20 protein-coding genes are annotated in these 20,350 nt (G+C 68.2%); 14 read left to right on the top strand and 6 right to left on the bottom strand.

The window, feature by feature from the left end; genetic code table 11:
• Positions 1–6 precede the first annotated feature (6 nt).
• Positions 7–960: a phosphate acetyltransferase gene (locus AC1DYD_RS15345; protein ID WP_478173606.1), complete on the top strand. Its 954-nt coding sequence runs from the start codon at positions 7–9 to the stop codon at positions 958–960.
• 28 nt (positions 961–988) lie between these two features.
• On the opposite strand, the gene AC1DYD_RS15340 is transcribed toward AC1DYD_RS15345, so the two are convergent.
• The 3 genes from AC1DYD_RS15340 to AC1DYD_RS15330 all read right to left on the bottom strand — a co-directional run bounded on the left by AC1DYD_RS15340 (position 989) and on the right by AC1DYD_RS15330 (position 3,533).
• Positions 989–1,408, bottom strand: a complete 420-nt coding sequence (locus AC1DYD_RS15340) for a hypothetical protein (RefSeq protein WP_478173605.1) — start codon at positions 1,406–1,408, stop codon at positions 989–991.
• A 179-nt stretch (positions 1,409–1,587) separates the two neighbouring features.
• Entirely contained in the window at positions 1,588–2,007 is a 420-nt protein-coding gene (locus AC1DYD_RS15335) for a DUF4189 domain-containing protein (protein WP_478173604.1), read from the bottom strand.
• 116 nt (positions 2,008–2,123) lie between these two features.
• On the bottom strand, positions 2,124–3,533 hold the full coding sequence (locus tag AC1DYD_RS15330) for an aminotransferase-like domain-containing protein (protein ID WP_478173603.1): 1,410 nt from the start codon (positions 3,531–3,533) through the stop codon (positions 2,124–2,126).
• 162 nt (positions 3,534–3,695) lie between these two features.
• Here AC1DYD_RS15330 and gabT point away from each other — a divergent pair, with 162 nt between their 5' ends.
• From gabT to AC1DYD_RS15295, 7 genes are read left to right on the top strand one after another with little or no spacing between them, the layout of a single operon-like run.
• Positions 3,696–4,988 carry a 4-aminobutyrate--2-oxoglutarate transaminase gene (gene gabT / locus AC1DYD_RS15325; RefSeq protein ID WP_478173602.1) on the top strand — a complete coding sequence of 431 codons (1,293 nt, stop codon included), beginning with the start codon at positions 3,696–3,698 and terminating at the stop codon, positions 4,986–4,988.
• 23 nt (positions 4,989–5,011) lie between these two features.
• Positions 5,012–6,106, top strand: coding sequence for an ABC transporter ATP-binding protein (locus tag AC1DYD_RS15320; protein WP_478173601.1), 1,095 nt, complete (start codon positions 5,012–5,014; stop codon positions 6,104–6,106).
• 49 nt (positions 6,107–6,155) lie between these two features.
• A complete protein-coding gene (locus tag AC1DYD_RS15315; protein WP_478173600.1) occupies positions 6,156–7,184 on the top strand; it encodes an ABC transporter substrate-binding protein in 1,029 nt (342 codons plus the stop codon).
• Between the two features lie 14 nt (positions 7,185–7,198).
• Positions 7,199–8,455 (top strand): ABC transporter permease, encoded by a 1,257-nt coding sequence (locus AC1DYD_RS15310; RefSeq protein ID WP_478173599.1) that lies wholly within the window; start codon positions 7,199–7,201, stop codon positions 8,453–8,455.
• Between the two features lie 22 nt (positions 8,456–8,477).
• Positions 8,478–9,296, top strand: a complete 819-nt coding sequence (locus AC1DYD_RS15305; protein ID WP_478173598.1) for an ABC transporter permease — start codon at positions 8,478–8,480, stop codon at positions 9,294–9,296.
• A gap of 11 nt (positions 9,297–9,307) precedes the next feature.
• Positions 9,308–10,264, top strand: a complete 957-nt coding sequence (speB, locus tag AC1DYD_RS15300) for an agmatinase (protein WP_478173597.1) — start codon at positions 9,308–9,310, stop codon at positions 10,262–10,264.
• Between the two features lie 46 nt (positions 10,265–10,310).
• The gene (locus AC1DYD_RS15295; RefSeq protein ID WP_478173596.1) at positions 10,311–11,789 is read left to right on the top strand and encodes an NAD-dependent succinate-semialdehyde dehydrogenase; all 1,479 of its coding nucleotides are present in this window, start codon (positions 10,311–10,313) and stop codon (positions 11,787–11,789) included.
• Between the two features lie 187 nt (positions 11,790–11,976).
• On the opposite strand, the gene AC1DYD_RS15290 is transcribed toward AC1DYD_RS15295, so the two are convergent.
• Positions 11,977–12,243 carry a hypothetical protein gene (locus tag AC1DYD_RS15290; protein WP_478173595.1) on the bottom strand — a complete coding sequence of 89 codons (267 nt, stop codon included), beginning with the start codon at positions 12,241–12,243 and terminating at the stop codon, positions 11,977–11,979.
• Positions 12,244–12,445: 202 nt separating this feature from the next.
• Between AC1DYD_RS15290 and AC1DYD_RS15285 the strand changes: the two genes are divergently transcribed.
• Complete coding sequence (locus tag AC1DYD_RS15285; protein ID WP_478173594.1) at positions 12,446–12,613, top strand: hypothetical protein; 168 nt, start codon at positions 12,446–12,448, stop codon at positions 12,611–12,613.
• Positions 12,614–12,636: 23 nt separating this feature from the next.
• Here AC1DYD_RS15285 and AC1DYD_RS15280 read toward each other — a convergent pair whose 3' ends face one another.
• Positions 12,637–13,539, bottom strand: coding sequence for a LysR family transcriptional regulator (locus tag AC1DYD_RS15280; protein ID WP_478173593.1), 903 nt, complete (start codon positions 13,537–13,539; stop codon positions 12,637–12,639).
• A gap of 91 nt (positions 13,540–13,630) precedes the next feature.
• Between AC1DYD_RS15280 and AC1DYD_RS15275 the strand changes: the two genes are divergently transcribed.
• From AC1DYD_RS15275 to AC1DYD_RS15260, 4 genes are all read left to right on the top strand, one after another.
• A complete protein-coding gene (locus AC1DYD_RS15275; protein WP_478173592.1) occupies positions 13,631–14,869 on the top strand; it encodes a CaiB/BaiF CoA transferase family protein in 1,239 nt (412 codons plus the stop codon).
• Complete coding sequence (locus AC1DYD_RS15270) at positions 14,866–15,852, top strand: hydroxymethylglutaryl-CoA lyase (RefSeq protein ID WP_478173591.1); 987 nt, start codon at positions 14,866–14,868, stop codon at positions 15,850–15,852. The genes AC1DYD_RS15275 and AC1DYD_RS15270 overlap by 4 nt, the downstream gene beginning before the upstream one ends.
• 40 nt (positions 15,853–15,892) lie before the next feature.
• Positions 15,893–16,894: a Bug family tripartite tricarboxylate transporter substrate binding protein gene (locus tag AC1DYD_RS15265; protein ID WP_478173590.1), complete on the top strand. Its 1,002-nt coding sequence runs from the start codon at positions 15,893–15,895 to the stop codon at positions 16,892–16,894.
• Between the two features lie 72 nt (positions 16,895–16,966).
• Positions 16,967–17,473: a hypothetical protein gene (locus tag AC1DYD_RS15260; RefSeq protein ID WP_478173589.1), complete on the top strand. Its 507-nt coding sequence runs from the start codon at positions 16,967–16,969 to the stop codon at positions 17,471–17,473.
• Positions 17,474–17,530: 57 nt separating this feature from the next.
• On the opposite strand, the gene AC1DYD_RS15255 is transcribed toward AC1DYD_RS15260, so the two are convergent.
• Positions 17,531–18,124: a hypothetical protein gene (locus tag AC1DYD_RS15255; RefSeq protein WP_478173588.1), complete on the bottom strand. Its 594-nt coding sequence runs from the start codon at positions 18,122–18,124 to the stop codon at positions 17,531–17,533.
• A gap of 89 nt (positions 18,125–18,213) precedes the next feature.
• On the opposite strand from AC1DYD_RS15255, the gene AC1DYD_RS15250 reads away from it, so the two are divergent.
• On the top strand, positions 18,214–20,295 hold the full coding sequence (locus AC1DYD_RS15250; RefSeq protein WP_478173587.1) for a prolyl oligopeptidase family serine peptidase: 2,082 nt from the start codon (positions 18,214–18,216) through the stop codon (positions 20,293–20,295).
• Positions 20,296–20,350: the final 55 nt, after the last annotated feature.

Below are 20,350 nucleotides of genomic sequence, written 5' to 3'. Positions count from 1 at the left end.
GCATCCATGGAGTCTTCGTCCGCCACCGCCCATCCCCACTACGACCGCCTGATCGCCGCGGCCCGCGCCCTGCCGCCGCTGCGCGTCGCGGTGGTGCATCCGACCGACGAGGTCTCGCTGCAGGCGGCGCTCGAATCGGCGCGAATCGGCCTCGTCGCGCCGGTCCTGGTCGGGCCCCGCGCCCGGATCGAGGCCGCTGCGCGCACGCTGGGCGCCAGCCTCGAGGGCCTGCGCATCGTCGACGCGCCGCACAGCCACGCGGCGGCCGACATGGCGGTCGCGCTGGCACTCAACGGCGAGGTCGATGCGCTGATGAAGGGCAGCCTGCACACCGACGAGCTGATGGCCGCCGTGGTGCGCCGCGAAGGCGGCCTGCGCACCTCGCGCCGGATCAGCCATTGCTTCGTGATGGACGTGCCGGGCCACGCCCAGCCGCTGATCATCTCCGACGCCGCGATCAACATCGCGCCGACCCTGGAGGAAAAGGTCGACATCGTGCAGAACGCGATCGATCTGGCGCATGCGCTGCAGATGCCGGGGGTGCGCGTGGCGCTGCTGTCCGCGATGGAGACGGTGAATCCCAAGGTACCTTCGACCCTCGATGCCGCCGCGCTGTGCAAGATGGCCGACCGCGGGCAGATCACCGGCGCGCATCTCGACGGCCCGCTGGCGATGGACAACGCGATCGATGCCGAGGCCGCGCGGATCAAGGGCATCGTCTCGCCCGTGGCGGGCCGCGCCAACGTGCTGATCGTGCCCGATCTCGACGCCGGCAACATGCTGGCCAAGAGCCTGAGCTTCCTGGCCGGCGCCTACGCCGCCGGCATCGTGCTCGGCGCCCGCGTGCCGGTGATCCTGACCAGCCGGGCCGACTCGGAAGCGACGCGGCTGGCCTCGTGCGCGGTGGCCTCGATGCTGGCGAAGGCCGGGCGCGAGGGGTTGATCAAGGCGGTCGGCTGAGCGGCGCCACTGCCCGCCGCGGCGCCCGCTACGCAACGCGCTTGATCGTCACCTTCACCGAGCCGTGGTTGTTGAGGTAGGCGAACCAGGCGTCGTTGGCGAACAGGCACAGCTCGGGCTCGGCATCACCGCTCTGGCCCTTGTAGGTCCAGGCGGCGTGCATGCCGATCGGAAACAGGTTGGAGTCGGAGCGCCCGATGGCGCCGATCAACTGGAACCAGCGGCCCTGCTTGCAGCGCAGCGCCCAGTGCGCCATCGACTGCATGAGGCTGGGCTCGATCCTGCCGTCGGCGCTGGACGCGAGGTGCCAGTCGACCCATCGGCTGTCGTCGGCGGCGATCTCGTAGGTCTCGCCGGGCGCCAGCAGCACGCCGGTCGGGTTGTAGTAGCTGGCACTCGCGATGGTGATCGGTCCGGATGAGTCCCCGACCGCAAGATGTCTGGCCATGACTGCCCTCCTTTCACTCGACTGCCCCCGGAAGGGAGCGCCGCAATGTCCTCTGCCCACCGCGCACTTGTACTCCTGATTTCGCTGCCGCGTGCGGGTCCGATCGCGTCCGCCACACCCGGGATTTCCCAGGTCCCGTGAGACTTGCCACGGGCGCCGAACCCGGCCCTCGCCCTGGCTCAGCGCAAGGAGCAGGCAGTGACGACCACCTTGCACGGCTCGGTCGGCAAGTGGCCTTCGCATTGGGCGATGGCCGCCTGGCCCGCGGCGCCGGTCGTCGCGGCGCTGGCCGCGCCCCACTCGCCGAAGTTGCCGGTCGCCAGCGCCGCGCAGGACCGGTCGAACTGGATGCGCACCTCGCACGTCCCGGCGCGACCGGCCGCACGATCGCATTGCGCGCGGGCCGCCTGCTCGGCCGCATCGCGGGTCTTGTGATTGAACGCGTAGCCGTACCAGGCGCGCCGGGAAGCGATCGCGCCCCAGCTGGGGCTCGGGTCCGGCCCGCTCGGCGTCGAGGTGGCGGCGATACCCGCCGCGTGGCAGGCAAGGAACAGCACGAGCGCCGCACCCAGGCGGACGCCAAGTCGTCGAAAAGTCATCTGCCGATCATCGCGCAACGGTCTCGCGCGTGAACTTCGGCCGCAGGGACGGCGGTGAGCGCGGTCGCGCGGATGATGGACGATCCCCTCTTCTTGGGCGGCGTTCCAGTCCTCCGTCAGTCCCCTTTGCGCTCGTCGATGCGGCGCGCCAGGAACTGCCAAAGCCGCTCATCCTCGCTGAAGGCCACGTTGAAGCGCAGCCAACCCGTGGGACGTGGATTCACCAGAAACAACTGCCCGGGGCCGAGCATGATTCCCTCCGTGGCAGCAAGCCGCGACAAGTCTGCGGCATCGGTGATGTCCGGATGGCGTGCCCACAGGTACAGGCCTGCCGCGGGCTCGTGAAAAAGCTCGAAACCCTGGGCTTCCAATCGCCTTGCCACATTCGAATGCGCTTGCGCCAGCCGGTCACGCAGCGACTTCAGGTGCTTGCGCCAGCGCCCATCGGTCACGGCGCCAAAGACCAGCCGCTCGGTGATGTCCGAAGAGGTGAGGCCCGAGACCATCTTCAGCTGGGCAAGATCTTCCATCAACTCGGGCTGCGCCACCACGTAGCCGACCCGGAGATTCGGGGAAATCGTCTTGGAAAAACTGCCGACGTAGACCACCTGGCGCAACTGGCTGAGGCTCGCCAGCGAGGGCCGCGATGAGGCGTCCATGTCGGCATAGATGTCGTTCTCGACCAGCATGAACTGATGCTCCTGCGCCAGCTGAAGCAGGCGTACCAGTTGCGGCATCGACGCCAGCGAGCAAGTCGGGCTTTGCAGCCGCGGCTGCGTGAAGAAGGCCTTGGGCCGGTGGACCGACAGCAGCGCCTCCAGCGCGGGCAGGTCGTAGCCGGTGGGCGTGCGCGGCACGCCGATGATGTGCACGCCGAGAAAGCGCAGCATGAACATCAGGTTGGGATAGCCGGGGTCGTCCACCAGCACTTCGTCGCCCGGTTTCAGCAACTGGCGCGCCACGAGATCGAGCGCCTGGCTCGATCCCTGGGTGAGCAACACCTGGCCCGCGTCGACCGCGATCTGCCGCTCGCAAAGCGAATCCGCAACCGCCATGCGCAGTGCCATGTGCCCGAACGGCAGGCCATAGCCGCCGATGTCGGTGCCGCCGGCCGCGAGGCTGCGCAGGCTGCGGCGCATGCCGTCCTCGAACAGCCAGTCGTGCGGCAGCCATCCGCAGCCCGGCTTGAGCGGCAGGTTGCGGTTCTCGAAAATCTGCCGCAGATACCAGCGCGCATCGAAGCGCGGGTCGGGTTGCGGCACGGTGGGCCCGCTCCCGGCGGCGTCGTCGCTTCGGCGCTTGACGAAGAACCCCGCATTGGCCCGCGAGACGAGCAGGCCCTGCGCCACCAGCCGGTCGTAGGCCTCGACCACCGTGAAGACGCTGACGCCATGGGCCGCGGCAAAGGCCCGGATCGAGGGCAGCTTGCTGTCGGCCCTGAGTTTCTGGGCGCCGATGAGCCCGCGAAGCCCCTCCACGATCTGACTCACGAGCGGCGTCGGTTGTTCGGGGTGAAGAATGAGCATCGAGAGCATCCCGGCAAGACCCGATCTGCACCATATTGAGGAAAGTATGTACAGGATACAAGACCAGCACAGTCCGTAAAACCATCGCTTTCCTTGTACATGGTCAGCCCGATACCTGAAACCTAAAGTGCCTGCTTCTTCTTTCAGGCACAGGTCGTACCCATGCAGCGCGAATCCCATCTCAGCAACGCCGCCCTCATGGCCCGCCGCAGCGCGGCGGTGGCCCGCGGTGTTGGCCAGGCCCATGAAATCTTCGTCAGCCGGGCCGCCAACGCCGAGCTGTGGGACGTCGAAGGGCGACGCTACATCGACTTCGCCGGCGGTATCGCGGTTCTGAACACCGGCCACTGCCATCCGGAGATCAGTGCCGCCGTCAAGGCGCAGGTGGATCTCTATTCGCACACCTGCTTCCAGGTGCTGGCCTACGAGCCCTACGTGGAGCTGGCCGAGCGCCTGAACGCGCTGGCGCCGGGCGAATTCGCGAAGAAATCGGTCTTCCTGAGCACCGGCGCCGAGGCGGTCGAGAACGCGGTGAAGATTGCCCGCGCCTACACCCGGCGGCCGGGCATCATTGCCTTCAACGGCGGCTATCACGGCCGCACGATGATGACGCTGGGCCTGACCGGCAAGGTGGCGCCCTACAAGGTCGGCTTCGGCCCATTCCCGGGCGAGGTGTTTCATGCGCTCTACCCGAATGCGTTGCACGGCGTGAGCGTGGACGACGCCTTGCATTCGGTCGAACTGCTGTTCAAGAACGACATCGAGGCCGAACGCGTGGCGGCCTTCATCCTGGAGCCGGTGCAGGGGGAAGGCGGCTTTTACGTGGCGCCCAACGACTTCATCGAAGGCCTGCGCGCGCTGGCGGACCGCCACGGCATCTTGATCATTGCCGACGAAGTGCAGACCGGCGCCGGCCGCACCGGCACCTGGTTCGCGAGCGAGCAATGGCCCGTGGCGCCCGACCTGATCACCACCGCCAAGTCGATGGCGGGCGGCTTTCCGATCTCCGGCGTGGTGGGCCGCGCCGAGGTGATGGACGCCCCCGCGCCCGGCGGCCTGGGCGGCACGTATGCCGGCAGCCCCATCGGCTGCGCCGCGGCGCTCGCGGTGCTCAAGGTGTTCGACGACGAGCAATTGCTGGCTCGCAGCAGGGCGCTGGGCGAACGGCTCACGGCCGGCCTGCGCCGCATCGCGGCCGACGAGCCCGCCATTGGCGACGTGCGGGGGCTCGGCGCCATGGTGGCCATCGAATTGTTCGAGCAGGGCGACACCGCGCAACCCGGTGCCGCGCTGACCCGCGAGGTGGTCGCGGAGGCGGCGCGACGCGGGTTAATCCTGCTGTCATGCGGCAGCTACGGCAATGTAATTCGCGTGCTGGTGCCGCTGACGGCATCCGACTTGCTAGTGGACGAAGGCCTGGCGCTTCTCGCGGACAGCTTCGCCGCGCTGCGCTGATCGACCCTTTGCTGAAATCCTCCATGACAGACGAACCCTTGGTGCGCTTCCAGCGCGTCCGGAAAACCTACGATGGCGAACACCTGGTGGTGCGCCAGCTCGATCTGGACATCCACCGTGGCGAGTTCCTGAGCCTGCTCGGGCCTTCGGGATCGGGCAAGACCACCACGCTGATGATGCTGGCGGGCTTCGAGTCGCCGACCTCCGGCGAGATCCTGCTCGACGGCAAGCAGATCACCGGCACGCCGCCGCACAAGCGGCACTTCGGCATGGTGTTCCAGAACTACGCGTTGTTTCCGCACCTGAGCGTAGGCCAGAACGTTGCGTATCCGCTGACGGTGCGCAAGGTGTCGAAAGACGAGCAGCAGCGCCGCGTGCAGCGCGCGCTCGACATGGTGCAGCTGCGCGGCATGACCGACCGCCTGCCAGGCCAGCTCTCGGGCGGCCAGCAGCAGCGCGTGGCGCTGGCGCGCGCGCTGGTGTTCGAACCCCAGCTGGTGCTGATGGACGAGCCGCTCGGCGCGCTCGACAAGCAGCTGCGCGAACACATGCAGATCGAACTCAAGGACCTGCACCGCCAGCTGGGCGTGACCTTCGTCTACGTGACGCACGACCAGGGCGAGGCGCTCACCATGAGCGACCGCGTGGCGGTGTTCAACGAAGGCGTGATCCAGCAGCTGGACACGGTCGGCCGGCTCTACGAGACGCCTTCCAACCGTTTCGTGGCCGGCTTCGTCGGCGACAACACCGTGCTCAAGGGCCAGTTGAGCCGTGGCGGCGAGCACGCCGAAATGACGCTGCCCGATGGCCGCGTGCTGCACGGGCTCAACGTCAGCGGCGCAGCCGCGGGCGCGGCGGTCGAGGCCTGCATCCGCCCCGAGCGCGTGGTGCTGCACCGCCGGCCGGACGCGCAGGGCGCCAACATGCTCGCCGCCGAGGTGGCGCGCGTCATCTACTTCGGCGACCACCTGCGGCTGCTCTGCAGCGTGGGCGGCGGCCAGGCCGAAGCCACCGTGAAGCTGCCGCTGACCGGCCTCGACGGCGCCGCCACGCCGCAGGCCGGCGAATCGGTGGCGCTCGAATTTCCGGTTGCGCATGCGCGCATCTATGCGCTCTGAATCCGGTCTCATTTCTCGTTCCCGTTCATCACCCAGGACTACACCCACCATGAAAAAGACTCTCCTCGCCTGCACCGTCGCCGCCAGCTTCGCGCTGCCGGCCTTCGCCCAGCATCAGCTCACCGTGGTCAACTTCGGTGGCGCCAACGCCAACGCCCAGAAGAAGGCCTACTACGAGCCCTACGAGAAGACCGGCACCAAGATCATTCCGGTCGAATACAACGGCGAACAGGCCAAGATCAAGGCCATGGTCGAGACCAAGAAAGTCACCTGGGACGTGGTCGAGGTCGAATCGCCCGACGCGGCGCGCGGCTGCGACGAGGGCCTGTTCGAGAAGCTCGACTATTCGAAGATCGGCAGCAAGGCCGACTTCCTGCCGGCCGCCGTCACGGATTGCGGCGTTGGCCTGTTCGTGTGGTCGACCGTGATGGCCTACAACGGCGAAAAGCTCAAGACCGCGCCCACCAGCTGGGCCGATTTCTGGGACGTGAAGAAGATCCCGGGCAAGCGCGGCATGCGCAAGGGCGCGCGCTACAACCTCGAGTTCGCGCTCATGGCCGACGGCGTGAAGCCGGCCGATGTCTACAAGGTGCTCGCCACCAAGGACGGCGCCGACCGCGCTTTCAAGAAGCTCACCGAACTCAAGCCGAACATCCAGTGGTGGGAAGCCGGCGCACAGCCGCCGCAGTTCCTGGTGGCCGGCGACGTGGTGCTAACCACCGTGTACAACGGCCGCATCGACGCGGCCAACCGCGAAGGCCGCGACCTCAAGATCTACTGGCCGGGCGGCATCTACGACCTCGACTACCTGGTGATTCCGAAGGGCGCACCGAACAAGGAGGCCTCGCTGAAATTCATCCAGTTCGTGATGCAGCCGGCCAACCAGGCGGTCTATGCCCAGAACATCGCCTACGGTCCCGCCAACACCAAGGCACTGGCTTCGCTCAGCAGCAAGGTGCTGGCCGACCTGCCAACCTCGGCGAACAACGCCAAGGATTCGCTGCAGTTCAACGTCGGCTTCTGGGCTGATCAGGGCGAGGCGCTCGAGAAGCGCTTCGCGTCCTGGGCCACGCAGTAAGCAGGCAAGAGGCCATGCACGCGGCGATGTCTGTTCCCCAGGTCTCGGCAGAGGCTCCACCCGGCGAACTCCGGCGTGCGCTGGCGCGCGCCGAGTCGCGCCGCAAGTGGCGCGCCTTCGCGCTCACGGTGCCGCTGCTGGTGTTTCTGCTGCTGACGCTGCTGGTGCCCATCGTGGCGCTGCTGCAGCGTGCGGTCGAGAACCCGGAAGTGGCGAATGCGCTGCCGCGCACCGTGCGTGCGCTCGACGGATGGAACCGCAAGGACGCGCCCGCGCCCGCGGCCTACGCCGCCATCGCGGCCGACCTCCGCCAGCTGCCCGACAGTTCCGATGCGGGCGCCCTGGCGCGACGCCTCAACACCGAGATTGCGGGCGCCCGCTCGCTCGTGATGGGCACCTTTCGGGCGCTGCCGATTGCCGGCACGCCGGAAGAAATCAAGGCGCGCATGCTGGAGATCGATCCGCGTTGGGGCGAGACGCCGTTCTGGCAGGCCATCGCCAAGAACGGCTCGCGCTGGACACCCGACTACCTGCTCGCATCGGTCGACCTGCGGCGCGACGTGGCGGGCGAGGTGGAGCGCATGCCTGCCGACCAGCGCGCCTTCGCCGGCATCCTGCTGCGCACTTTCAACATCAGCGCCGTGGTCACCTTCTTCTGCCTGCTGCTGGCCTATCCGCTGGCCTGGTGGCTGTCGACGCTGCCGGCGCGCAAGGCCAACGTGCTGATGATCCTGGTGCTGGTTCCGTTCTGGACTTCCATCCTGGTGCGCGTGGCGGCCTGGATCGTGTTGCTGCAGTCCGAAGGCCTGGTCAACCGCGGCCTCATGGGCATCGGGCTGATCGATCATCCGCTGGCGCTGCTGTTCAACCGCACCGGCGTGATCATCGCGATGGTGCACATCCTGCTGCCGTTCATGATTCTGCCGCTCTACAGCGTCATGAAGAGCGTGCCGCCCACCTACCTGCGTGCGGCTGTCTCGCTGGGCAGCTCGCCGCTGGCGGCCTTTTTCCGGGTGTACGTGCCGCAGACCTATCCGGGCATCGGTGCCGGTGCGCTGCTGGTCTTCATCCTGGCCATCGGCTACTACGTGACACCGGCCCTGCTCGGCGGCGCGGACGACCAGATGCTGAGCTACTACATCGCGCGCTACACCAACGTGGAGATCAACTGGGGCATGGCCTGCGCGCTGGGTGCCGTGCTGCTGGTCGCCACGCTGGTGCTGTACGCCGTGTATCGCCGCATCGGCAAGGCCGAGCTGAGCCTCGGCTGAGCGGCAAGGAAGAAAGACAAGCATGCTGAAGCTCCCTCGATTCCCGGCCTATGCCACCTTTGCCGACAAGCTCGGCTGGTGGCTGGTGCGTATTGGCTGCGTCGCGGTTCTGGCCTTTCTGCTGGCGCCGATCCTGGTGGTGATTCCGCTGTCTTTCTCCGACAGTTCCTTTCTGGCGTACCCGATTCCCGGCTGGTCGCTCAAGTGGTATCGCAACCTGTTCGAGTCGCCCGAGTGGGCGCGCGCGGCGCGCAACAGCTTCATCGTCGCGCCGGCCGCCACGGTGCTGGCCACCGTGCTGGGCACGCTGGCCGCGGTGGGCCTGTCGCGCACGAGCTTTGCCTTCAAGGGGCTGCTCATGAGCGTGCTGATTTCGCCGATGGTGGTGCCCATCGTGGTGGTGGGCGTTGCCACCTACCTCTACTTCGCACCCATCGGCCTGGCCGACACCTACATCGGGCTGATCGTGGTGCATGCGGCACTGGGCGCACCTTTCGTGCTGACCACCGTGCTCGCCACGCTGGCCGGCTTCAACCACAACCTGGTGCGCGCATCGCTGAGCCTGGGCGAAACACCGTTCAGGACCTTCATGCGCATCACGCTGCCGGTGATCGCGCCGGGCGTGATCTCGGGCGCGCTGTTCGCCTTCGCCACGTCGTTCGACGAAGTGGTGGTCACGCTGTTCCTCGCGGGGCCGGACCAGGTCACGCTGCCGCGCCAGATGTTCACCGGCATCCGCGAAAATATCTCGCCCACCATCGCCGCCGTTGCGACGCTGCTGATCATCTTCACCACCACGCTGCTGCTCGCGCTCGAATGGCTGCGCGGCCGGCGGCGCTGAACCCCCGCACGATGCCCGCCATCCCACCGAACCAGCCGCTCAGCGGCAACACGATGCCGCGCTTCGCCGGCCCCGGCACGATGATGCGGCTGCCGGCTGCAACGTCCCCGGTGGGGCTGGATGCGACATTCATCGGCGTGCCCCTGGACATCGGCACCTCCAACCGCCCGGGCGCGCGTTTCGGGCCGCGCCAGATCCGCGCCGAATCGGCACTGCTGCGGCCCTACAACATGGCGACTGGCGCGGCCCCGTTCGACCGGCTGAACGTGGCCGACCTGGGCGATGTGCCCATCAACACCTATTCGCTCGACAAGTCTGTCGACATCATTTCGGCTTTCTACGACACCGTGCTGGCCGCCGGCTGCGCGCCGCTGACGCTTGGCGGCGACCACACCATTGCGCTGCCGATCCTGCGCGCGGTGGCGCGCAAGCACGGCCCGGTGGCGCTGGTGCATGTCGATGCGCATGCGGACGTGAACGACGACATGTTCGGCGAGCGCATCGCCCACGGCACGCCGTTCCGCCGCGCCGTCGAGGAAGGCTTGCTGGCCTGCGACAAGGTCTGGCAGATCGGCCTGCGCGGCACCGGTTATGCCGCGGACGACTTCGACTGGCCGCGTGCACAAGGCTTCACCGTGGTGCAAGCCCACGAGCTCTGGTACCAGTCGCTGGCCCCGCTGATGGCGCAGGTGCGCGAGCGCATCGGCCCGGCGCATCCCGTCTACATCAGCTTCGACATCGACGGCATCGATCCTTCGTTCGCCGGCGGCACCGGCACGCCCGAGATCGGCGGTCTGACCGTGCCGCAGGCACTGGAGATCGTTCGCGGCTGCCGCGGCCTGAACGTGGTGGGCGCCGACCTGGTGGAAGTCAGCCCGCCCTACGACACCAGCGGGAACACCGCGCTGCTTGGCGCCAATCTTCTCTACGAGATGCTTTGCGTGCTGCCCGGCGTGCCCTACCGCTGATGCGGCTGGCCTTGGCCAGCCCGATTCTCCCAAGACAACCGAACACATGAACATGAAGACATCCCCCTTCGCATTGCTGAACGACCCGACCCTGCTCAAAAGCGATGCGCTGATCGCCGGCGAATGGATCCGGGGCGCGAGCCGCTTCGATGTGAACGACCCTGCCACCGGCCAGAAGCTGGCCGACGTCGCCAACCTCGCGCGCGCGGACGCGGCCTTGGCGATCGCCGCCGCCAACAAGGCGCTCGCGGCCTGGCGCGGCAAGACCGGCAAGGAGCGCAGCATCGTCTTGCGCAAGTGGTTCGACCTGCTGATTGCCAACACGGAAGACCTGGGCCGCCTGATGACCGCCGAGCAAGGCAAGCCCTTCGCCGAAGCCAAGGGCGAGGTTGCCTACGGCGCAAGCTTCATCGAGTGGTTTGCCGAAGAAGCCAAGCGCGTGAACGGCGAGGTGCTGCCGCAGTTCGACAACAACCGGCGCCTGCTTGTGATGAAGCAGGCCATCGGTGTGTGCGCGGCGATCACGCCCTGGAATTTTCCGCTCGCGATGATCACGCGCAAGGTAGCGCCGGCGCTCGCCGCCGGATGCACCGTGGTCATCAAGCCCGCCGAACTCACACCGCTCACCGCGCTCGCCGTGGCCGAGCTGGCCGTGCGCGCGGGCATTCCTGCAGGCGTGCTCAACGTGCTCACGGCCGACGGCCAGAACAGTATCGCCATCGGCAAGGAACTTTGCGAAAGCGATGTCGTGCGCCATCTGAGTTTCACGGGCTCCACCGAAGTCGGCCGCATCCTGATGAGCCAATGCGCACCCACGGTCAAGAAGCTGTCGCTCGAGCTCGGCGGCAACGCGCCCTTCCTGGTCTTCGACGATGCCGACGTGGACTCGGCGGTCGAAGGCGCCATGGCCAGCAAATACCGCAACGCGGGCCAGACCTGCGTCTGCGCGAACCGGTTGTATGTGCAAGACGGCATCTATGACCGGTTCGTCGAGAAATTCGCGACCAAGGTCAAGGCGCTCAAGGTCGGCAACGGCTTCGAAGAAGGCGTGACGCAAGGGCCGCTGATTGAGGATGCGGCCATCGACAAGGTGCAGCGCCACGTCGACGATGCCGTTGCCAAGGGCGGCAAGGTGCTGGCGGGCGGGCGCAGGATCACCGGCCAGTTCTTCGAACCCACGGTGATCGCCGAGGCCACGCCCGACATGCTGTGCGCCAAGGAGGAAACCTTCGGCCCCTTCGCACCCGTGTTCCGCTTCAAGACAGAGCAGGACGCCATCGAGGCGGCGAACAACACCGAGTTCGGGCTGGCCAGCTACTTCTACACCCGCGACATGGGGCGGATCTTCCGCGTGGCAGAGGCGCTGGAGTACGGCATGGTCGGCATCAATGCCGGCGTGATCGCCACCGAACATGTGCCCTTCGGCGGCGTGAAGCAGTCGGGCCTGGGGCGCGAGGGCTCGCACCATGGCATGGACGACTACGTCGAGATCAAATATCTCTGTCTGGGCGACATCCAGAAATAAGGCTTCGTCCTTTTGCGGCACAGGTCGCGAACACTTCTCGGGGTGATCGTCCTCTTGGTGCAGATCGGTGCGCTTTGGGACAAAAACTCAAGCACGACAATGGTTTGCGACCTAACCTACGAGTTCGAAGCGAACTTCAATGGCATCACCGCCGAGCAGCTGGGGGCCCCCAACTGCCCCGCCCACCTCAAATGTCTTCGCGCTGCATCCAGGCAACCAGCAGGGCGGTCAGTGACGCACCCCCTGCGGCGGCGACCAGTACCGCTCGAATGGGTTGTCTGATGACACAGCCGCGGATCACGTTCAGGACGTGATCGACCTGCTCCTGCAGTCGCCCTGCACTCTGGGGCATCAGTGCAGACGGCAGCGTTCTAGATATCACCTCGTCGTCGTCGACGACCGTGCTGCTTTCATCCGCAACTGTTGGGGTGGCGCCAAACTCGTTCGAATTCATCGAAGATCTCCTCGAGTCATCTGTCTATGTTAGGGAGATCCGGAGGGAAGCGCTCGGTCGGACGGACAGATGGCCCGGTGGTCCCCGGCGCCCACTTGGGAGGGGTCGCCTCGGACCTGACAGAGTGGCTGGCGCAGAGTGGCCTGGGCGGCGATGTCAGTATGGTCGTACCATCCGGCACTCGCATCCTCCGGAGGCCGCCATGCCCGACGATAACGCGAAGTTCGACAAGCAAGCCCTTTCCCTGATCGAATCCCTCAAGGGACGGCGAAAGCCGGCCAAACGCGCTCCACGGAAGGCGGCGGCCCAGCCGGAAAAAGCTGCGGACAAGGAGAAAGTCGTCGTACGGCGGGCCGCCAATCGCTTCTAGCGTCCGCATCTCCTCCATCAAGCTCAAGGACTGACCGGCGACGCAGTCGCGCACAGGTGGTCGACCAGGCTGCGCGCCGCGGGCGACAGGGCCTCCAGCGAGCGGACGCACACCATGAGCTGGCGCCGCACCCAGGGCTCGTCGAGCGCAACGGCGCGGATGCCGAGCGATGACAGATAGAGGCGCGCGCTCTGGCGCGGCAGGATGCCGACGCCCATGCCGGCCGCCACCATCAGCGACATCGCGTCGTAGCCGCTGACCTGGATCCGCAGTCGCAGCGGCAGGCCGATCTCGGCCGCCGCCCTGTGCAGCAGGTTGTTGACCGCGCTGCCCGGATGGGCGCCGACGAACTCGTGCGCCAGCGCCTCCCGGAAGCTCGCCTTCCGGCGCCGCGCCAGCGCGTGCTCGCGCGGCACGATCAGCACCAGCTCGTCCTCGCGGTACGGCAGCACCGTGAGCGCCTCGCCGTAGGCGCCGGCGTTGAGGATGCCGATGTCGGCCGTGCTGTCGGCCACGGCGCGCGCGATGGCCGAGCTGATGCGCTCCTGCAGGTGCACCTGCACCAGCGGCGCGGTGGCCATGAAGCTGCGCAGGTCGTCCGGCAGGAACTGGGTGATGGCCGAGATGTTGGCGAAGACCCGGACGTGGCCGCGCAGCCCGCTCGCATAGCCGGCCATCTGCTCGGCGATGTCGTCCAGGCCGTTGAGCACGCCGCGTGCGAGCCCGAGCAGCGCATGTGCCGCCGCAGTGGCCTGCACCCCCTTGTTGCTGCGCTGGAACAGCACCGCGTCCAGCGCATCCTCGAGCTCGCTGATGCGCTTGCTCACCGCCGCCGGGGCCAGGTGCTCGCGCAGCGCGGCGGCGGCGATGGTGCCTTCTTCCATGACGGCGACGAACAGGCGCAGCGAAACGGGATCGAGCTTCATGCGGCGTATTTGAGCACCATCGCGATCCGCGATGGCAGCCTCGCCAATGGCCGCTTTGCAGGTCGGGGCCGGCTGGCCATCATTCGGCTCCATGACCGCTGCCTCCGCTCCCCCGACCACCCCATCCTCGCCGCCTTCGGCCCCCAGCGCCCTCGCCGGCCTGCGCGTGGTCGAGATGGGCCAGCTGATCGCCGGCCCCTTCTGCGGCAAGACGCTGGGCGAGTTCGGCGCCGACGTCGTGAAGATCGAGACGCCGGGCAACGGCGACCCGCTGCGCAACTGGCGCATGCTGCAGGACGGCACCTCCGTCTGGTGGCAGGTGCAATCGCGCAACAAGCGCTCGGTGGCGATCGACCTGCGGGCAGCCGAAGGCCAGGCGCTCGCGCGCCGGCTGATCGCCGAGGCCGACGTGCTGATCGAGAACTTCCGGCCCGGCACGCTCGAAGGCTGGGGCCTGGGCTGGGAGGACCTGCGGCGCCTCAACCCGGGGCTGGTGATGCTGCGCATCTCGGGCTACGGCCAGACGGGCCCCTACCGCGACCTGCCCGGTTTCGGCGCCATCGGCGAGGCCATGGGCGGGCTGCGCCACCTCACGGGCGAGCCCGGTCGGGTTCCGGTGCGCGTCGGGGTCTCGATCGGCGACACGCTGGCGGCGCTGCACGGCACCATCGGCGTGCTGCTGGCGCTCTACCACCGCAAGGTGCACGGCGGGCCCGGGCAGGTGATCGACGTGGCGCTGCACGAGGCGGTCTTCAACGTGATGGAAAGCCTGCTGCCCGAATACAGCGCCTTCGGCGCCGTGCGCGAGGCGGCCGGCAGCGCACTGCCGGGCATCGCGCCGTCCAACGCCTACCGCTGCGCCGACGGCTACGTGCTGGTCGCGGGCAACGGCGACAGCATCTTCAGGCGGCTGATGGAGGTCGTGGGCCGGCCCGACCTAGCGGCCGCAGCCGATCTGCAGAGCAACGCCGGCCGGGTGGCGCGGGTCGACGAGCTCGACGCCGCGATCGGCGCCTGGACGCAGCCGCGCGAAATCGCCGAGGTGCTGCGGCTGCTCGCCGCCGCCAACGTTCCGGCCGGCCGGGTCTACACCGCCAAGGACATCCACGAAGATCCGCACTATCGGGCGCGCGACATGATCCTGCGCCAGACCACGCGCGACGGCCATGAGATCGACGTGCCGGGCATCGTGCCGAAGCTGTCGGGCACGCCCGGCTGCGTGCGCTCGTCGGCGCCGCGGCTCGGCGACGACACCGATGCCGTGCTGCGCGAGGCCGGCCTGACGCCCGAACAGATATCCCTCCTCCGCTCGAAAGGCGCGATCGCATGACCGCATCGAACTCACCCTGGGCCGGCGCACGCCGCCGCATTCACATGCAGGAAGTCGGGCCGCGCGACGGCCTGCAGATGGAGTCGGCCTTCGTGCCGACCGCCGACAAGATCGCGTGGGTCGATGCGCTGTCGGCGGCCGGGCTGGCGAAGATCGAGGCCACCGCCTTCGTTTCGCCGCAGGCCATCCCGGCGCTGCGGGACGCCGAGATCGTGCTGCGCGAGATCGCCCGCGCCCCGGGCGTGGTCTACACCTGCCTGGTGCCGAACGTGCGTGGCGCCGAACGCGCGATCGAGGCGCGCGCCGACGAACTCAATCTCGTGATGTCGTGCAGCGAGACCCACAACCTCGCCAATCTGCGGATGACGCGCGCCCAGTCGTTCGCGGCGCTCTGCGAGGTGACCGCGCTGGCACGCCAGGCCGGGGTGCCGATCAACGTGTCGCTGTCCTGCGTGTTCGGCTGCCCGATGGAGGGCGACATCGACACCGCGGTGGTGCTCGGCTGGGCCGAACGCTTCATGGCGGCCGGCGCGCGCGGCATCACGCTGTGCGACACCACGGGCATGGCGTTCCCCTCGCAGGTCGCGCAGGTGGTCGGAGCGTTTCGCGAACGCCTGCCCGCCGCCGAACTCACGCTGCACTTCCACAACACGCGCGGCATGGGCCTGGCGAACGTGCTGGCCTCGCTGGACGCCGGTGCCGATCGCTTCGACGCCTCGCTCGGCGGTCTCGGCGGCTGTCCCTATGCGCCGGGCGCCAGCGGCAACGTCTGCACCGAGGAGATCGTCCATGCGCTCGAACTGATGGACTTCGACACCGGCTGCGACCTGGCCCTGCTGCTGCGGGCCGCCGCCCGGCTGCCGGCCCTGATCGGCCACGACATCCCGAGCCAGATCGCCAAGGCCGGCCGCCGGCTCGACCTGCACGCGCCGCCGCCGGACTTCGCGCTGTGGCGCGACCGGGCCCTGGCACGCGGCGCCTGAGCCTTCCCCCTTGATCCAAGAACGACGACAGGAGACTTCCATGAAACCCTCGAATGACATCTCGCGCCGCAGGCTCGGCCTTGCCGCGCTCGGCTTCGCGGCCCTCGGCATGGCCCCGGCCCTGCACGCCCAGGCGCCCACCGGCTACCCGAGCCGGCCCGTGATGCTGCTCGTGCCCGCGGCGGCGGGCGGCACCACCGACATCGCGGCCCGCATGCTCGGCGTGCCGCTCGGCAGCGCGCTCGGACAGACCGTGGTGGTCGACAACAAGGGCGGTGCCAACGGTGCCATTGCCGCCGTCGCGGTGAAGCGCGCCGAGCCCGACGGCTACACGCTGCTGATGCAGTATTCGGGCTACCACGTCATCACGCCGCTGGTCAGCAAGCAGGCGCCGCAATGGGAGGCGAAGGACCTCACGCCGGTGGCCAACGTGCTGTCGGCGCCGCAGATCGTGGTGGTGCGCGCCGACCTGCCCTTCAAGACCATGGCCGAATTCGTCGCCTATGCCAAGGCGCACCCAGGCAAGATCAACTACGCGTCCTCGGGCAACGGCTCGCTGCAGCACGCGACCGGCGCGATGCTCGAGCAGCAGGCCGGCATCCAGCTGACCCACATCCCGTACAAGGGCACCGGCCCGGCGCTGCAGGACCTGCTGGGCGGCCAGGTCGACATCACCTTCGGCACCGCGCCGCCCTTCGTGCCGCACATCCAGTCGGGCAAGCTGCGGGTGCTGGCCACCACGGGCAAGACGCGCCTGGCCAGCATGCCGGAGGTGCCGACGACCGCCGAAGCGGGCCTGCCGAAGCTCGACGCCACCTCGTGGTTCGGCGTCTTCGCGCCCGCCAGGACACCCAGGCCGGTCATCGACAAGCTGAGCGCGGAGATCGCCAAGGTCGTTTCCACGCCGGCCTTCAGGCAGAAGGCGCAGGAACAGGGCGCCACGGCCGACTACCTGAGCCCGCAGCAGATGGATGCCATGGTGAAGGCAGAGACCGCGCGCTGGGCAGAGGTGATCAAGGCGGCGAAAATCGAAGCGGATTGAAAATCCGCCCACACCCGCGCAGCGGCTCGTCCGACAACCGGATCGTTCCAGGTCACGGATACTTCGAACACCATGCAGGATCTCGTTCGCGCCCCGCGCAAGGCTGCCGCCGCAATGGCCCTGCTTTGCGGCCTGCTGGCCGGCTGCGCCAGCGATCCGTCCCGCGTCCAGCCCGGCACCGGCCGCGCCGAGGTGATGCAGCAATTGGGCCCGCCGACCGCGATCTATCCCTTTGCCGGCGGAGAACGCCTGCAGTATTCGCGCGGTCCCATGGGATTCCAGGTCAGCAATGTCGACCTCGACGCCTCCGGACGCGTGCGCTCGGTGCGCCAGGAGCTCGACGAGGGGCTGTTCGGCAGCACCATCCGGCCCGGCGAGTGGCGCGTGCCCGACGTCCTCTTCACCTATGGACTGCCCTACGAGCAGACGCGCGTGGCCTCCTTCAACGGCACCGTCTGGTCGTGGCGCTACCTGCACATCAACAACCGGCGCTTCCTGTACATCTACATCGATCCCACGGGCCGGGTCGATCACTACAACGTCGGCGACGACCTGATGGAAGAACGCCGGCGCTGGTAGCCGGACCCCGGATCAAGGCAGAAGAGGCAGGGCCTGCGCCGCCTTGGCGGCCGCAGCCTAGGGGTTCCCCTGGGTCACGGTCACGCTATAAGGCAGAACGCTCGAGGCGCTGACGGGATACCGGGTCCCACACCCGCTGTCGGTGCAGAACATGATCTTCAGGACCCCCTCGTGGACGCCCACGGTCAGCGGCAGCTTCAGGGTGGGCAGAGAGGGCGGCAGCGTCGCGAAGGTGTTGGCGCCGGCGCCATACAACGGATGTGCTTCCGGCTTGAGGATGCCCGACTCGTCCACCAGGAAAACGCTCACCGGCGCGCTGGGAAGGTTCGAGGCGGTCGCGGTGACCGACAGCGTGGGCGCATTCGCCGCCTGCAAATCGACGGGTATCGTTATCGCGATCGAGGGCGGATCGAAACGGACCACGATCGCAGACGGATCGGCATCGGTCGAGGCGGCCGATGTGTCGGTTGTCGCCATCGTGGCGCCGGCCTGGAAGACCTGGGAAACACTGGCGCTGCCTCCTCCGCTGCCGCCCGCTCCCGGGGCCGCAGCGACCGACATGTCGAGCGTGCCCCCGCTGCCGCTGCCGCCGCACGCGGCCAGCGCCAGCGCGAAGGAAAGAAGCATCCACCTGCCCAGAAAGTCCTTCATGACCGCCTCCTCACGTGTGTTGGTGTCTCATGCGGTTCGCTGCACGCGCCGCCCGGCATGATCGTGAAAATACGCAAGGATCGAATGTAATGCAAACAAATCAATGCGCCCCCCCCGCCGAGGACGCTACCGACCCGCGACTGTGGCTCGAGGAGGTCGAAGGTGCCGACGCGCTCGCGTGGGTCCGCGAGCGCAACGCCCTGACCCTTGGCACCCTGGCCGCGACGGACGCGTTCGCTTGCACCAAGGCCTCGGTGCAGGCGGTGCTCGACTCCGATGCGAAGATCGCCGAAGTCTCCAAGCTGGGCGACTTCTATTACAACTTCTGGAGGGATGCCGAGCACAAGATGGGCCTGTGGCGTCGCACCACGCTCGCCCGGTACCGAAGCGACGAACCGGCCTGGGAGACGGTGCTCGACCTCGACGCCCTCGCCGCCGCCGAGGGCGTGCATTGGGTCTGGCACGGCGCGACCGTGCTGCGGCCGAGCTGCCGCAAGGCGCTCGTGAGCCTCTCGCCCGGCGGTTCCGACGCCGACGTGACGCGCGAGTTCGACCTCGTGGCCAAGACCTTCGTGGCGCCCGAACAGGGCGGCTTCTTCCGGCCGGAATCCAAGGGCGGCCTGGCCTGGATCGATGACGACACCGTGTATGCGTTCACGACGCTCGGCGAGGGTGGGTCGACCACCTCGGGCTATCCACGGACCGCCAGGCGCTGGGCACGCGGCACGCCCCTGGCGTCCGCCCCCATCGTGTACGAAGGCCTGGCCGATGACATGTACATCTCGGCCCACCGGATGCACACCCCCGGCTTCGAGCGCGACTTCGTCGCCCGGTCGCTCGCCTTCTACAGCGCCGAGCTCTTCCTGCTGACCGAAGGCGACAGGCTGTCGAAGGTCGAGGTGCCACTGTCCGCCGAGCCGAGCATCCAGCGCGAATGGCTGCTGGTCGAATTGCGCGAAGCCTGGAGCGTCGGCGCCCGCACGTACATCGCCGGCTCGCTGCTGGCGACCCATTTCGATCGGTTCATGCGCGGCGAGCGTGACTTCGCCGTGCTCTTCGAACCCGGCCCGACGCGCTCGCTGGCAGCCACGACCTGGACCCTCAACCACCTGGTGGTCAACGTGCTCGATGACGTGAAGAACCGGCTCCACGTCCTGACGCCACCCGCCGGCGGCACCGGGCCCTGGACGCGCAGCGAGTTCGCCGGCGCCCCGGCCATCGGCAGCGTCGATGCGAGGGCGGTCGACCGGGACGAATCGGACGCCGTCTGGCTGAGCGCGGCCGACTACCTCACGCCCTCGACCCTTTCGCTGGCCACGCTGGGCCAGCCGCCCGAATTGCTCAAGTCCATGCCGGCCTTCTTCGACGCCGGGGGACTGGTGGTCGAGCAGCACTTCGCCACCTCCGACGACGGCACCCGCGTGCCCTACTTCATGGTGCGGCGCGCGGACCTCGTGTTCGACGGCACGGCGCCGACGCTGCTGTACGGCTATGGCGGCTTCGAGGTCTCGCTGACCCCGGGCTACTCCGGTGCCCTCGGGCGCGCCTGGCTGTCCCGGGGCGGCGTGTACGTGGTGGCGAACATCCGCGGCGGCGGCGAGTACGGGCCGCGCTGGCACCAGCTGGCGCTCAAGCGGCACCGGCACCGCGCCTACGAGGATTTCTCCTCGGTCGCCAAGGACCTGGTGACCCGCGGGATCACCTCGCCCCGGCAGCTCGGGGTGCAGGGCGGCTCCAACGGCGGACTGCTGGCCGGCATGATGCTGACCCGCTATCCGGCGCTCTTCGGCGCCGTGGTGATCGAGGTGCCGCTGCTGGACATGCGGCGCTACTCGCGCCTGCTGGCCGGGGCCTCCTGGATGGCGGAATACGGCGATCCCGACGACCCCGCCCAATGGGACTACATCCGGACCTTCTCGCCCTACCACCTGTTCGATCCCAGCCGCGACTACCCGCCGGTGCTGTTCACCACCTCGACCCGCGACGACCGCGTGCACCCGGCCCACGCACGCAAGATGGCGGCGGCGATGATCGAGGCCGGCAAGGACGTGAGCTACTACGAGAACATCGAAGGCGGCCACGGCGGCGCCGCGAACAACGAGCAGGCCGCCACGATGCAGGCGCTGGCCTATCGCTTCCTGTGGGAAAGGCTCGATGCGGCGGCGCGTTGACACCGGCCGCACCGCCCCCTACCCTGACCCCACTTCCGGAGGACACCGATGACAC

This window comes from Variovorax sp. P4_B11 (assembly GCF_056402355.1).
This window is presented reverse-complemented; position numbering and strand designations above follow the sequence as displayed.